The following is a 14,789-nucleotide window of genomic DNA, read 5'->3' on the forward strand; positions in this document are numbered from 1 at the left end:
GTCCGCGGCATGGATGCCGCGGCCAAGCCCCCAGGGACGGGTTCACGGCGTCCCCCGCGAACCCACCCCGCCCGGCCAAGCGCGGCTTTTGCTTCTGGCTTCAGCGACCAACCCACAGCCACGAGGGGCTGCGCCGTTGGCTGAAAATTCAGTACCGCTTGATTCCCAGCACCGTGCAACCTTCAATCTGCGCATGCGCCGACACCGCATTCTCCTTCTCACCCCGCGCCAGGCGCGACTGCTCGATCGTCGCCCAGTGCCGCCGGCACAGCGGCCCCGTCTTCGAGCCCAGATCCACCGCCTTGCGCGCGAACGTCTCCGCCTGCGCCCACTGCCCCTGCAGCAGTGCCAGTTCGGCACGTTCCTGCAGTACCGCCGGGTCGCCGGCGACGATTTCCAGCGCGTGGTCCAGGCTGCTGGCGGCACCGGCCAGGTCGTTCGCCTGGCGTTGCGCCTGCGCGGTCACCCGCAGGTCTTCCACCTGCGAATCACGCAGCGGCTGCACCGACAGCTCCTTGTCGTCCGGACCTGCGGCCGCATCCACCGCGGCCAGGCGCTGTGCCGGCGTAGTGGTATCGACCGGCGTGACCACCGGCGGCGCGCTGGTCACGCAGGCGGCCAGGGCCAGGCTGAGGCCGGTCAGGGCCAGGGGCTGCAGCAGGGATCGCATGTTCATCGGCATCATCGGCTCGGGGGAGGAGTGGCGGCGGCGGGCGCCGCGGCAGGTTCGGCAGGCGCTTCCGGCTTGCGGTCCAGGCCGAACCAGCTGCGCCAGCCACCGCCCTCGCCTTCAGCACCCTGCGCGTCCGGCGACACCGCCGGCGCGCACGGTGCATAGGCCGGTGCATAGCCCACCACGAACGGGAAACGACGCGCGCCCGGGCAGCCTTCATCCGTGCTGTTGAGTCCGGTGGGCGCCACCGACTGCCAGTCCAGGCCCTTGTTGCTGACCCGCAGCGGAGCACTCGGCAGGCGCTGGAAGATACCCGACCAGACCCGCATCGCGCCGGTGGCACCGTACAGGCCGGCCTGCTCGTTCTGGTCGTTGCCGATCCAGATCACCGCCAGATGATCGCCGGTGTAACCGGCGTACCAGCTGTCGCGGCCATCGTTGGTGGTACCGGTCTTGCCGGCCGGCTGCAGGCGGCCGAGGCCATCGGCGTTGAGCCGCTGCGCGGTGCCGCTGGCAACCACCTGCTGCAGGCCGACACTGATCAGGTTGGCGGCAATCGAGTCGCCTTCCTGGGCCGGTGCCGGGGTCTTGTCGTAACGCTTGAGCAGCTTGCCCTGCGGATCGAGCACGCCACGCACCGCATGCAGCGGCTGGATCTCGCCACCGGACGCGAGGAACTGGTACAGCTGTGCCATCGCGTACGGGCTCTGGTCGGTCGAGCCGAGGATCACCGCCGGGTTGGCCTCGGCCTTGATGCCGGCCAGTACGTGGATCAGCTGGGTCACGCGCTCGGGGCCGACCTGCATGCCCACGCGCACCGTGGCCTGGTTGTAGGAATGCGCCAGCGCGTCGATCAGGCGCACCGTACCGTGGCTGCGGTTGTCCGCGTTGCCGGGATTCCAGTTGCGGCCGCGGCCGAGCTGCACGGTCACCGGTGAATCATCGACCCAGCTGGCCAGCGAGTAGCGGTCCGGCTGCGCAAGCGCCAGCAGGTAGACGAACGGCTTGAGCAGCGAGCCGACCGGACGCTGTGCTTCGATCGCCCGATTGAAGCCGACCTCGGACACCTCACGGCTGCCGATCACCGCCAGCACATCACCGTTGTGCACGTCGGTCAGCACCATGCCGGCCTGCAGTTCGGGGCGGCGCTTGCTTTCCAGCGACTTGATGGTGCGGGTCACCGCGCCTTCGGCATAGGCCTGCGCGGACGGCGACATGCCGGTCATCACGCTCAGGCCCGCGCCCTGCAGCGCCGATTCCGGATAGTCATGGCCCAGCTGGCGGCGGACCAGATCGACATAGGCCGGGAAGCGGTTGGCGGCAACCAGGCCCGGCGTCTTGGGCACGCCCAGCGGGGCCTTCAACGCACGTTGGTACTCGGCGTCATCGATCAGCGTGGCCTCGTGCAGTTTGCCCAGCACGAAGTTGCGGCGATCCAGCGCGCGTTCCGGATTGCGCCGCGGGTCGTAGAAGGACGGGCCCTTGACCAGGCCGATCAGCAGCGCGATCTGCTCGGTCTCCAGCGACTGCAGGTCGCGGCCGAACCAGAACTCGGCACCGGACGACATGCCATGGATCGCCTGGCTGCCACGCTGGCCCAGGTACACCTGGTTGAGGTAGGCCTCGAAGATGGTGCGCTTGTCGTAGCGCGCTTCCATGATCAGCGCGTACAGCACTTCGTTGAACTTGCGGGTGACCGTTTGTTCCTTGCCGATGCCGAGCAGGCCGCTGCGGGCCAACTGCTGGGTCAGCGTGGAGGCGCCCTGGCGGCTCTGGCCGCCGGAGCGGATGGTCACCCATACCGCGCGCGCGATGCCCGACAGGTCGATGCCGTGATGGCGGTTGAAGTCCTTGTCCTCCACCGCCTGCAGGCCGGTCACCAGCAGGTCCGGCGCCTCGTCCATGCGGATCAGGCGGCGTTCTTCCTGCTTCTGGCCGTACAGGGTGGCGATGCGGGCCGGGTCCAACCGTGCGGCCTTCAACGCCTTGCGGTTGTCGGCGTCACGCAGCGAGGCGACCGCACCATCGGCCAGCGACAGCTCGAGCCGGCGCGGGGCAACCCGGCCATCGACGTCGTTGTAGCCGCGGCTGGAGATGACGAAGCGCCCGCCGTTCACCGCATAGGTGGCCGGCTCCTTGCCCTGGCCGTCATCGCGGTAGGCGGAGGCGGCCAGCTCGGTCTTCAGCGTGGACGCATCCATCGCCTTGCCGGGGGTGAGCACCAGCGGGCGCGCATAGACACGCGTCGGGATCTGCCAGCGCAGTTCACCGAAACGCTGGGTCACCTGCTGGTTCAGGTACAGCGTATAGGGAATGAGGAAACCCAATCCCAACGCGACCGCAGCCATGCTCCAGGTGATCAGGCGACGCCGCCACAGCGGGCCGTTGTCCTGCTGGTCGTCGTCGTCGAAATCGTCGATGTCGTCGGAATCGTAGCGTCGGGGCACGGGAGAAGCATAGCGATGGCGTCAGCGGAGTCTACCCCAGCACATTTCCCCAAGGCAGTTTCTCGAAACCGCCTGTTCAGCGACCTGCCGGGGGTAGCGCCCCCGACTTGCCTCGAACTCCATCCCACAACCCTTTCAGCATGAACCTTAACCGAACCCAGCGAGGGGCTAGGAATAAGCTGTTTCCCATCAGCTTCAGCAGCAACCGCGGCATATCCTGGGCAATCCAAATCCAGGGCGTATAGGCACGCCCATAGAGCAGGACCCGATTGCGCATGATGTAGTAAAGCCGGAAGGGCTTGTGCACGATCACACCATCGGGTTTTGCACGTGAAGGCAGCAGTTCCTCGCCGATGCTGTGGGTCATCTGCGCATCGCAAATGCCATACAGGGCATGGCCACTGCGCTTGGCGCGGAAGCACCAGTCCATGTCCAGATTGTCAATGAACAAGGATTCGTCCATTGCGCCAATCTCCCGCAAGGCCTTCATTGGTATCAGCGAACCGGATGTAATGAGGAAATCACAAGAGATGCGCTGACCTGGCCCACCGCGCAGCTTGAAATTGAACGGGAATCCAAAGCGCACGAACGGAGCAAGCATGCCATTGCGCGAATCCCGGAACTGCGGACCGACAGCCGCCACACTCTCATCCCGGGCCAATTCAACCAGTGCGTTTCCCAGCAGAACGACCATTCCCGGTGCCAGTATGCTGTCTTGGTCCATCAGCAGCACATAGTCGAATTCCAGCGCCTGCGCACGCTCATAGGCTCGATTCAAGGCACTGCCAAGACCAACATTGATTGGTGAAGCAAAAACGCTTATCCCCTCTTGATCTCCCAGCATTTCAGCAACGTCAACAGCACTGCTGCCATTGTCGAACACTACCAGATGCCCTACCTGCTGCAGCACGCTGTCAACCACATTGCGCAGCAAGACGGGATTGGGCCTGTAGGTAACGATCACGGCGCAGACACGTTTGGTGTCGAAGACAGACACGGAGTCGGGTTTCTGCAATATCAGTGGACTCATGGCATCAGATCACTGGCTGCGGACCGCAAGCCATTTGAAAAGCGATGGTAGCGGCCACTGGCCACTTCCCTGAAGACCTGCAGCAAACGTGCGAACAACGACACAGCAAGTCCGGCACGTGCCTGTGCATGCTTCAGGCGCTGCTCGAGAATCTCGGTCTGCACAGCATCAAGCGGCGGCCGTCCCCGCTGCGTGCGCGACTGCAATGAGTAGAGGCGCTGCAATGCCGCCATCAAATAGTTGCGACGTACCACGGCACTTCCCAATGCACGCTCAAGCACCCCCCGCCTGTGCGCCCCCACCTGGTTCCTGTCGTGCTGCCGGTAATCGGTGGTGATGGTCTCAATACAATCCAGTCCACCGCTGGCTGCTGCCACCATCGCCAACCATTCGTCGTGGATCCAGCCATCAGCCACTGGCAGTGCCTCCGCGATCAGATCGCGGCGCAGCGCTGTGACCGCGCCGGTTACAATGTTTCGGCCGAGGAGGACCTCAAAGCCTTCACCGCGATGCTCACGCTTGATGTCCTGGCGATCAATGGCCAAGGCCTGAAACAAAGTCGCCCGCAGAGGGACACCTTCGGCGTCGACCAACTGCGCGTTGCTGTGCAGGAGCCGCAAACCTGGACGCGCATCGAAGATCCTTAGGAAGGTCTCGATCTTGTCCTCGCGCCAGAGGTCATCCTGATCGCACAGAAAGACGATGTCGCCGCTGCACTGTAATAATGCGCTTTCGAAATTGCGGACGTATCCGACGTTCTGCTGCTGCCGTCGGAGCACCACTTCGATACCCCTCGCATGCAGGGTCGCCACCTCCTGTTCGAGAACACCCCATGTACCGTCAGTTGAGGCGTCGTCGACTATCACTACTTGCGTAGGCAGCACGGTCTGCGCACCGACGGTGCGCAGCTGGGCGGCAATGTAGCGCTCCCCCTGCCAGGTACATAAAGCAACAGAGACGGTGGTTGTGACGCTGGACATGTTCACAGGAGCGGCCGGAGCGACTGGACTATACCCCACCCGTAGACCCTACACGAATCGCAACAACTTCAGCGTCACCGCGATTCACCGCCTGCGCGGCGCAGGCGGTCTTCGAATGCTGGCAGCTCGGCCAGGTCCGGCTGCAGCAAACGGGCCTGTCCGGCGGCATGCGCCGCGAAAGCCAGGTCGCCGTTGCCGAGCCGTTCGCTGCCGATCGCCAGCCAGCGCTGGGCCAGGCGCAGGCGCGCCGAGGGAAGTCCGGCCGCGGTCGGCGACAGGGTCTGCCAGGCCTGCAGGCAGGCACCTGCGGCCTGCACGCGGTTCTGCCGCAGGTTGTCGTCGAAGCAGCGGCGGCTGGCGGGCAGCAGCCGCGCTGCGGCAGCCTTCACCCGTGCATCGCGTGGCGCCAGTGACTGCGCTTCGCGCAACGCGTCGAACGCACTGTGGCCGGGGGGGCTGATCCATTGCCCGGCACGTTCAGCGCGCTCGATCCTGCGCAGGTGGTCGCGCAGTTGGCGTTCGCGTTGCGTGTTGCTGACCGCCGGCTGCTGCAGCGCCTTCTGCGCCTGTTGTGCGCGCTGCAGGCGTTGCGCGAGCTGCTGTTGCGCGGCCGGCGAAGCACCCAGTTCCGCCGCCAGCGCGGAATCGGCCTGCGCCGGCTCGAACTGGAAGTCGTCGGCCCGCTTCTGGCTGCGCGCCAGCACCGCCTGCAAGGTCTGTTCGCGGCCGCGCTGGGCACTGGAATCATCAACCGCCACTGCCAGCACGGCGAGGAATCCCTTCGCTGCTGATTCCAGCTGCCGCCGCTGCAAGGCGCGCTGGGCCTGGCGCAGGCGCTGGTCGACAGCCTGTGCCAATGCTTCCTGGCTTGCGGGCAGATCGGCGTGGCCGGCATCGAACTGGCGCGCACGCTGCAGTATCGTCGCTGCCTCGGCCAGCTCGCCGCGCCCGGCCAGGATGCGGGCCTGCTGCAGCAGATCGCTCAGTGCGTCCTCGCGACCTTCCAGCGCCGGCAGATTGTCCGGCTGCAATGCCAGGATGCGCTGGAACAGGGGCAGCGCGCTGCTGTCACCTTCGTCCAGCCGGCCCGCTGCAAAGGCGTTGCGCGCCTGCGCCAGCAGTGCACCGATGCCGGCGCCTGCACTGCGCCGGGCCTGCAGCTGGCGAGCCACGGCGTCCGCATCGGCCTGCGGCACCTGCAGCTCCCGGGCCAGTGCCAGCGCCTTCGCGCTGCCCTCGAGGTCGTTGGCCTGCAGTTTTTCGCTGGCCTGCTGCAGGGCCGCGGCGCCGGTACGGGCCAGGCCTTCGCGGGCCTGCGGACGATCACCATCCAGCGCCAGCACGGCCTGGTAGCGCTCGCGCGCACCACTGCCGTCGGCCGCGCTCAACCGGCCGGTGGCAAGCGCGCGGTCACCTTCGGCCAGCAACTGTTCGATCTGCGGCTCATCCCAGAACCAGTCGGCCAATGGCTTGCGCAGCAGCACCAGCAGCACGAACACCGCCAGCGCCGCGACCAGCGCCCAGCGCCACACCCGGCGCGCGTGGCGTGCCTGCAGCCACCACCAACGGCCTTCACGGCGGACGCGGTCCAGCGCAGGGTGTTCAGCGCCATGCGGGCGATGCGGGGGCTCGCGTTCCATGCGTGCAGGGTAGCCGGGGCAGCGTGAAGCTCAGCCGAGGCGACGCGCCTCGCTCACGCCGGGCAGCGCATCCAGCTTGCCGAGCAGGGTCGACAGCTGGCCGTAGTCGCTCACCTTCAGACGCAGGCGCAGGTGGGCACGGCCACTGTTGCGTACATTGTCACTGTGAATGTCGAGCACGTAGGCGTCTTCCTGGGCGATCAGGTTGGTGATGTCCTTCAGCAACCAGCGGCGGTCGACCGCAGTGACCACCACGTCCACTTCGTAGCCGCCGCCGGCCTGGCCCCACTCCACCGGCAGGATGCGCTGCGGGCTGGTGGCTGCCAGCCGGGCCAGCGCGGCACAGTCTGCACGATGCACGGTGACACCACGGCTACGGGTCAGGTAGCCGACAATCGGCTCGCCAGCCACCGGCTGGCAGCAGCGTGCCAGCTGCACCAGCAGGTTGCCCACGCCCTGCACGGTGAACTTGGACTTGCCCAGGTTCTCGCGGCGCGCGGTCGGCCGCGGCAGGGTCGGCGCGGGCGCCGGCTGGCTCGCTGCACGTTCGGCTTCCAGCAGGGTACGGCTGACCTGGTTCGGGCCGGTATCGCCCAGCGCCACCTGGATGTAGAGATCGTCAACGCTGTCGGCATGGAACTTCTTCGCCGCCACCGCCAGGTCCGAGTGCTGCAGGCCCAGACGCTTCAGCTCGCGCTCAAGCAGTTCGCGCCCGGCCTGCACGTTGCGCGCGCGGTCCAGCTTGTGGAACCAGCTGCGTACCTTTTCGCGCGAGCGGTTGCTGGCCAGGAAGCCGTTGGCCGGCATCAGCCAGTCGCGGCGGGGGTCGGCCTCCTTGCCGGTCAGGATCTCGACGCGGTCGCCGCTGCGCAGGCGATAGGTCAGCGGCACGATGCGACCGTTGACCTTGGCGCCCCGGCAGCGGTGGCCCACCATGGTGTGCACCTGGTAGGCGAAATCGAGCGGCGTGGCGCCCTGCGGCAGATCCAGCACCTCATCCTTCGGGCTGAGTGCATAGACCCGGTCTTCGGTCAGCTCGGCATCGAGCGCCCCGGCCAGCTCATTGCCCTGCCCGTCCTGCGCCTGCTCCAGCAGCTGGCGCATCCAGGTGATCTTGCGGTCGAAGGACTTCTCCGCGCCCTTGCCACCTTCCTTGTACTTCCAGTGCGCGGCCACGCCCAGCTCGGCCTGCGAGTGCATCTCATGGGTACGGATCTGCACTTCGATGGTGCGCCCTTCCGGGCCGACCACGGCGGTATGCAGCGAGCGATAGTCGTTGGCCTTGGGCCGGGCGATGTAATCGTCGAACTCGCTCGGCACCGGCGCCCACAATGCATGCACCACGCCCAGCGCGGCGTAGCAGGCGGCGACGTCGTCGACCATCACGCGCACCGCACGGATGTCATACAGCTGGTCGAACGCCAGACGCTTCTTCTGCATCTTCCGCCAGATGCTGTAGATGTGCTTTGGACGGCCGCTGACCTCGGCCTTGATGCCCTGCGCGACCAGCTCGCGCGACAGCACCTTCTTGACGTTCTCGACGTAACGCTCGCGGGCGATGCGGGTTTCGTCCACCTCCCGCGCAATGCGACGGTAGGTCTCCGGTTCCAGGTGGCGGAACGCCAGGTCCTCCAACTCCCACTTCAGCTGCCAGATGCCCAGGCGGTTGGCCAATGGCGCGTGGATGTCGCGTGTCAGCTGTGCCAGCGCGCGGCGTTGCTCGTCATCCAGCTTGTCGGCCGCGCGCATCCGCGCCAGCTGCCGGGCCAGCAGGATGGGCACCACGCGCAGGTCGCGGATGATCGCCAGCAGCAGGCGGCGCAGGCCCTCGCTGTTGCGCCCTGCCTCACGGCCGGCATGCAGCGCCCACACCGGGTCGGCGGCGTCCTGGCCATCCAGCAGGCCGATCACCGCGGCCTTGTGGTTGCCCAGCGGCAGCTGTTCCAGGCTCGCCCGCAGGCCCGGCAGGTCGAACAGCAGGGCCGCGACCACCGCGCCTTCGTCGGCGGAGAGCATCGCCAGTGCGTCGAGGGTGTCACCCAGCACCGACCAGCTGGCACGCATCTGGTGGTCGCATTCCGGCGCTTCCCAGTGCCCGCGCAGGGCCTGGCGCAGCGGAGCAGGCAGCACGGCTGCCGAGGGACGGTTCAACAAGGCATCCAGGCCGGGGACGGAAGCGCGGTTCACAGCATCGAGCAGGCAAGACAGAGGCCTCTACACTAGCGCCGGCGCCGTTCAGGGACAATCACCGCGGCCACCATCACCCGGCATGAAGACATGCCGTTACACTCGCGGTCAAACCCAGGAGAGTCCCGACATGTCCTCGATCGCCCCGCGTTTCCGCCTACGGCTGCTGGCCTGTGCCGCACTGTTGCTGTCCTTGTCGGCGCCTGCGCTGGCCCAGCGTGTGGTGGAGGGGGACCTGCAGCAGCAGATGTCACCGGCCGAGTTCAAGGCTGCTGGCCTGGACAAGCTCAGTGCGCAGGAACTGGCCACGCTGAACCGCTGGCTGCAGGGCAAGGTCGAAGCCGCCACCACCCAGGCGGTTGCCGCCGTACGGGAATCGGCACGCGAGGAAGGCCGTCAGGAAGTGATCGTGAAGAATCGCGGCTTCTTCGATTTCGGCAGCAGCGAGCCGATTGTCGGCGTGCTGCAGGGCGAATTCCGCGGCTTCGGCAAAGGCCGCGTCTACGTGCTGGACAACGGCCAGGAATGGGAGCAGACCGATGCAAGCACCCTGGCCGGTGTGCGCAAGCAGTCCCCCGCCGTCAGCATCAAGCCCGGCGTGATGGGCGTGTGGTACCTGAAGGTCGACGGCGTGAACACCCAGCCGAAGGTGCGCCGTACCAAGTAACGCCGTGACCTTGCTGTAGAGCCGAGCATGGGCTCGGCTCTACAGCAACGACGTCATGCCTGGCGCAATGCGGTCACCCGCTGCGCCAGCTTCTTCGCCGAGATGCCGGTGCGTGCCCCCAGCTCCTGCGCGAACAGTGACACCCGCAGCTCTTCCAGATCCCAGCGCAGCGCCTGCCATTGCGGGCGCTCGCGCAGTCCCTGCTGCTCCCCCACTTCCAGCGCTTCCAGGAACGGGTGCAGTTCCAGCATGCGCGCCTGGTCACGTGGCGGATCACGCTTGGCACGCTCGGTGCGCAGGATCATCGCCTTCAGGTAGCGCGGATACTGCGCCAGCGCGTCAGCCGGCGTGTCGCGCAGGAAGCCGGGATGGATCAGGCCGGCCAGCTGCGCTTCCATGTCGTCCAGGTTGCCGCGCGCCCAGCCCATCAACGGTGCTTCCAGCATCGGCTTCAGTTCCGCCACCAGGCCCAGGATGGTTTCGGCCAGTTTCAGCCGCGACATCGCCTCACCGAACAGGGCCTTGGCCGCATGCTCGCGTCGCTGCTCGAAGGTCGCCGCATCGCGGATGTCTTCCAGGCCCTCGGCCAGCACCGCGTTCATCGCTGCATCGACCAGGTCGCCGCGCAGGCGCTCCTGCGATTCGATCGCGGCATACAGCAGGCCGGTCTTGGCACCGACCGGCAGCTGCTTGCGCGCCTGCTTCACCTTCTCGGCCAAGGCGATTTCCAGCAGGCGGCGCACGCCGAGCGGATGGGCCTCCAGCGCCTGCTGGCGGTCGGCGAAGATGCGCAGCGCCACGCTGTCGCCCTCGTCCAGCAATGCCGGATACGCCGGCACGCCCGCTTCACCGGTCACCTGCAGCGGAATCGGCGTGGCCGGGAACGTACGCAGGCCATCGGCCGCCATCTCGCGGCCGGCGCGTGCAGCGAACGCATCGCCGGCACGACCGCCGAATTTGGCGCGCAGTGCATCCAGATCGCGCGAGGTCGCCAGCACCTTGCCCTGCTCGTCGCGCAGCCGCAGGTTCATGTGCAGGTGCGGTTCGATCGAACCGGGCTCGAAATCGAGCGCGGTCACGGTCGCGCCGGTTGCGCGCGACAGGAAACGCGCCAGTTCGCCGGTGATGGCATCGGCGCTGGGCTGCGGGAACGCCTCGTAGAACGCGCGGCCGAAGTCCGGCGCCGGCACGTAGTTGCGGCGCATCGCCTTGGGCAGGCTGCGGATCAATGCAGAGGCCTTGTCGGCGACGAAACCCGGCGCCAGCCAACCCAGTTGCACTGGGTCCAGGGCATTGAGCAGATGCAGCGGCACATCCAGGGTCACGCCATCGTCGTCGGCACCCGGTTCGAAGCGGTAGTGCAGCGGCAAGCGCGCCTGGCCCAGGGCCAGGTACTTCGGATAGCGCTCCTGTTCACTGCCCTCACCCGGTAACAGATCGACCAGCGACCAGTGCAGGGTCTTGCGCTGTTCCGGCGCCAGCCCCTTCCACCAGGTATCCAGCCCCGCCGCCGAATGGATCTGCGGCGGCACCCGGTCCAGGTACCAGCGCGCCTGCCAGTCCTCGTCGGCGACGATGCCGGCGCGGCGCAGCTTGGCTTCTTCCTCGCGGGCGGTCTCCAGCACTTTCTGGTTGTCGGCCACGAAGCTGGCGCGGGTGTTGATCTCGCCGGTCACCAGCGCCTGACGCACGAAGATGTCATGCGCTTCGCCCGGTTCGATGCGGCCGTAGTGCACCGGCTTCTTCGGCGCCAGCACCAGGCCGAACAGGCTGATCTGCTCGGACGCCAGCACCTGGCCCTGCGCGCGCGACCAGTGCGGATCGAAGTGCTTGCGCAGCAGCAGGTGCGGCAGTTCGGCGATCACCCAGTCCGGCTCGATCGCGGCCAGGGTCATGCCCCACACCTTCTGCGTATCCAGCAGGTTGGCCACCAGCAGCCACGGCGGCGGCCGCTTGGACAGCGCCGAACCGGGGAACGGCAGGAAGCGGCGCTGGCGTGGTGCCTGGAAATCGCCCTTCTCGGTGCGGTGGCCGATCTGCGTCGGCAGGCCCGCCACCAGCGCCCGGTGCAGGGTCTGGTAGGCGGCGGCGCGCACGCGTTCACTGAAACCGCCGCCAACTGGCGTCTGTTCCTTCTGCGCACGCACGGCCACCGGCATCGGTGCGGCCTCGGCCTTGCCTTCGCGGGCCAGGCGCGCGGCACGGTGCAGCTGGCCTCGGGTGGCTTTCACCGCCGCGGCGTCGTCACGCGCCGGTGCCGGCGCACTGCTGCCGGCCAGCAACGGTGCCATCGAGGCCTCGTTGGCCTCTTCCTTCCAGCCCAGTTCTTCGCACAGCAGGCGAAGCTGGCGATGCAGCTCGCGCCACTCGCGCATGCGCAGGAAGCCGAGGAAATGACGGCCACACCAGTCGCGCAGTTTGGACTGGGTCAGGTCTTCGTGGGCCTGCCGGTAGCCATCCCACAGGCGCAGCACGCCGACAAACTCGGAGCGGCCATCGGCGAACTGCGCATGTGCGCTGTCGGCCGCACCGCGTGCTTCGGGCGGGCGTTCGCGCGGGTCCTGGATGCCCAGGAACGAGGCGATCACCAGCATCGGCCGCAGGCAACCGGCAGCCTGCGCAGCGACCAGCATGCGCGCCAGCTTCACGTCCACCGGCAGGCGTGCCATCTGCTTGCCGATGGTGGTCATGCGCCGCTCGGCATCGATCGCGCCCAGTTCGGTCAGCTGCTGCCAGCCATCGGCTACCGCGCGCTCGTCCGGTGCTTCCAGGAACGGGAATTCCTCGATGCGGCCCAGGCCCAGCTGCAGCATGCGCAGGATCACCCCGGCCAGGCTGGAGCGGCGGATTTCCGGATCGGTGAACTCCGGCCGCGCCTGGAAATCAGACTCGGCGTACAGGCGGTAGCAGATGCCCTCGGCGATACGCCCGCAGCGGCCCTTGCGCTGGTTGGCGCTGGCCTGCGAGATCGGCTCGATGTGCAGGCGGTCCAGCTTGTTGCGCGGGCTGTAGCGCTTGACGCGGGCGAAGCCCGGATCGACCACATAGCGGATGCGCGGCACCGTCAGCGAGGTTTCCGCCACGTTGGTGGCCAGCACGATGCGCCGGTTCGGGCCGGGGTTGAACACCCGGTCCTGGTCCTGGTTGGACAGCCGCGCGTACAGCGGCAGCACCTCGGTGTTGCGGTACTTGCGCCGTTCCAGCGACTGGTGCGCATCGCGGATCTCGCGCTCGCCCGGCAGGAAGATCAGCACGTCGCCGCGCGCATCCAGGCGGGTGATCTCGTCGATGGCCGACACGATGGCGTCGTTGACGGTGCGCTCGCCCTCCTGTTCGCCCTCGCCTTCCAGCGCGCGGTAGCGCACTTCCACCGGGTAGGTGCGGCCTTCCACGCTGATCACCGGCGCATTGTCGAAGTGCTGGGCGAAGCGTTCGGTGTCGATGGTGGCCGAGGTGACGATCAGCTTCAGGTCCGGGCGCTTGCGCAGCAGCTGCTTCAGGTAGCCCAGCAGGAAGTCGATGTTGAGGCTGCGTTCGTGCGCCTCGTCGACGATGATCGTGTCGTAGTTCGACAACCAGCGGTCGCTGGCGATCTCCGCCAGCAGGATGCCGTCGGTCATGAACTTGATGCGGCTGTCTTCGCTGACCTTGTCGTTGAAGCGCACCTGGTAGCCGACCAGCTGGCCCAGTTCGCTCTGCAGTTCCTGCGCCACGCGGCTGGCCACCGCGCGTGCGGCAATCCGTCGCGGCTGGGTGCAGCCGATCATGCCGGCCTGGCCACGGCCTGCGGCCAGGCACAGTTTCGGCAGCTGGGTGGTCTTGCCCGAGCCGGTTTCACCGGCGATCACCACGACCTGATGGTCGCGGATCAGCTTGATGATCGCGTCGGCTTCACGCGCAATCGGCAGCTGCGGGTCCAGAGTAATGGACGGCTGCTGCTGCGCCCGCAACTGCCGGCGCTGCACCGACGCCTGCAAGGCCTGCTCGAAGGTGGCGGCCAGTGCCGCATCCTGTGGCTTGGCCTGGCACCGCGAGAGCATCCCCAGCAAACGGCCCCGGTCGCGGCTCATGGCGCCGTCGATGGCGGCGCGCTGTTGGCGCAGGCGGGGCGATGGATTTTTATCGATAGAGTTCATCAATCGGTTCGTTCAAAACTTTGAAAGCGACCAGTCATCACGACCGGTTTATTGTGAAGGCCAACGATTCCACAAGGAGGAACCCCATGGCGAAGACCAAGAGCACGACCAAGGCCAAGACCGGCAAGCAGAAGCTTGCAGCGGCGGCACCGTCGGCGCCGAACATCGATATCGGGATCACCCAGGGCGACCGCAAGAAGATCGCCGACGGTCTGTCGCGCTTCCAGGCCGATGCGTTCACGCTCTACCTGAAGACGCACAACTTCCACTGGAACGTGACCGGGTCGATGTTCAACTCGCTGCACACCATGTTCGAGACGCAGTACACCGAGCAGTGGGCGGCACTGGACGATGTGGCCGAGCGCATCCGCGCGCTGGGCTTCAATGCCCCGGGCTCCTACCGGGAATTCGCTGCGCTGACCTCGATCGCCGAGGAACCGGGCCTGACCGACAGTGCGGACTGGCGTGAAATGGTACGCCAGTTGGTGGTCGCCAACGAAGCGGTCTGCCGTACGGCACGTGAAGTGCTGGAGGTGGCGGCCAAGGGTGACGATGCCCCGACCGAGGATCTGATGACCCAGCGGCTGCAGACCCACGAGAAGTACGCCTGGATGCTGCGCTCCCTGCTCCAGTAAGGGTTGGGAGTGGTTCGGCAGGGCTGCGCCCTGCACCCGCAGAGGCCGAAGCAACAGCAACTACCAGAGCAAGAGCAAGAGCTGGTTTCCTGTGGGTTGGCGGGGGGGGTCCGGTTGCGGGAGACGCCGTAAACCCGTCCTTGGGGGCTTGGCAGCCGCATCCATGCGGCTGACACTCCCACAACCGGACCCACCCCGCCCTTGACAGATTTCCGCGGTCTGCCTGCCCTTGTAGAGCCGAGCCATGCTCGGCTCTTTTCGTTTCGATCTCGAAATATTCGATTTCGATGGATTTTGATCCACGCATGGCGTGGATGGCCCAACCGTCACCGGGAAGCTGTCGGGGGGGGGGGGGGGGGGGGGGGGGGGGGGGGGGGGGGGGGGGGGGGGGGGG

General features: G+C 67.0%; 9 protein-coding genes. 2 read left to right on the forward strand and 7 right to left on the reverse strand.

Annotated elements, in window-relative coordinates; all coding sequences use genetic code 11:
• Nucleotides 1-148: 148 nt before the first annotated feature.
• The 6 genes from ACTJJM_RS20555 to ACTJJM_RS20580 form a co-directional block, all read right to left on the reverse strand.
• Complete coding sequence (locus ACTJJM_RS20555) at nucleotides 149-685, reverse strand: hypothetical protein (RefSeq protein WP_440865936.1); 537 nt, start codon at nucleotides 683-685, stop codon at nucleotides 149-151.
• The gene (gene mrcB, locus ACTJJM_RS20560; protein ID WP_049481807.1) at nucleotides 682-3,120 is read right to left on the reverse strand and encodes a penicillin-binding protein 1B; all 2,439 of its coding nucleotides are present in this window, start codon (nucleotides 3,118-3,120) and stop codon (nucleotides 682-684) included. Before mrcB ends, ACTJJM_RS20555 begins: the two co-directional genes overlap by 4 nt.
• Before the next feature lie 76 nt (nucleotides 3,121-3,196).
• The gene (locus ACTJJM_RS20565; protein ID WP_224328387.1) at nucleotides 3,197-4,117 is read right to left on the reverse strand and encodes a glycosyltransferase family 2 protein; all 921 of its coding nucleotides are present in this window, start codon (nucleotides 4,115-4,117) and stop codon (nucleotides 3,197-3,199) included.
• A 29-nt stretch (nucleotides 4,118-4,146) separates the two neighbouring features.
• Entirely contained in the window at nucleotides 4,147-5,130 is a 984-nt protein-coding gene (locus tag ACTJJM_RS20570; protein WP_049454814.1) for a glycosyltransferase family 2 protein, read from the reverse strand.
• 74 nt (nucleotides 5,131-5,204) lie between these two features.
• Nucleotides 5,205-6,770 carry a hypothetical protein gene (locus tag ACTJJM_RS20575; protein WP_049454816.1) on the reverse strand — a complete coding sequence of 522 codons (1,566 nt, stop codon included), beginning with the start codon at nucleotides 6,768-6,770 and terminating at the stop codon, nucleotides 5,205-5,207.
• A gap of 30 nt (nucleotides 6,771-6,800) precedes the next feature.
• On the reverse strand, nucleotides 6,801-8,957 hold the full coding sequence (locus ACTJJM_RS20580; RefSeq protein WP_019336379.1) for a RelA/SpoT family protein: 2,157 nt from the start codon (nucleotides 8,955-8,957) through the stop codon (nucleotides 6,801-6,803).
• 130 nt (nucleotides 8,958-9,087) lie between these two features.
• Between ACTJJM_RS20580 and ACTJJM_RS20585 the strand changes: the two genes are divergently transcribed.
• The gene (locus ACTJJM_RS20585) at nucleotides 9,088-9,624 is read left to right on the forward strand and encodes a hypothetical protein (RefSeq protein WP_010481716.1); all 537 of its coding nucleotides are present in this window, start codon (nucleotides 9,088-9,090) and stop codon (nucleotides 9,622-9,624) included.
• A gap of 53 nt (nucleotides 9,625-9,677) precedes the next feature.
• On the opposite strand, the gene hrpA is transcribed toward ACTJJM_RS20585, so the two are convergent.
• Nucleotides 9,678-13,760 (reverse strand): ATP-dependent RNA helicase HrpA, encoded by a 4,083-nt coding sequence (gene hrpA, locus ACTJJM_RS20590; RefSeq protein ID WP_440865937.1) that lies wholly within the window; start codon nucleotides 13,758-13,760, stop codon nucleotides 9,678-9,680.
• An 86-nt stretch (nucleotides 13,761-13,846) separates the two neighbouring features.
• On the opposite strand from hrpA, the gene ACTJJM_RS20595 reads away from it, so the two are divergent.
• The gene (locus ACTJJM_RS20595; protein ID WP_005410730.1) at nucleotides 13,847-14,395 is read left to right on the forward strand and encodes a Dps family protein; all 549 of its coding nucleotides are present in this window, start codon (nucleotides 13,847-13,849) and stop codon (nucleotides 14,393-14,395) included.
• Nucleotides 14,396-14,789 lie beyond the last annotated feature (394 nt).

Origin of the sequence: Stenotrophomonas sp. 22692, assembly GCF_052045015.1 — a bacterium.
Lineage (GTDB): Bacteria > Pseudomonadota > Gammaproteobacteria > Xanthomonadales > Xanthomonadaceae > Stenotrophomonas > Stenotrophomonas geniculata.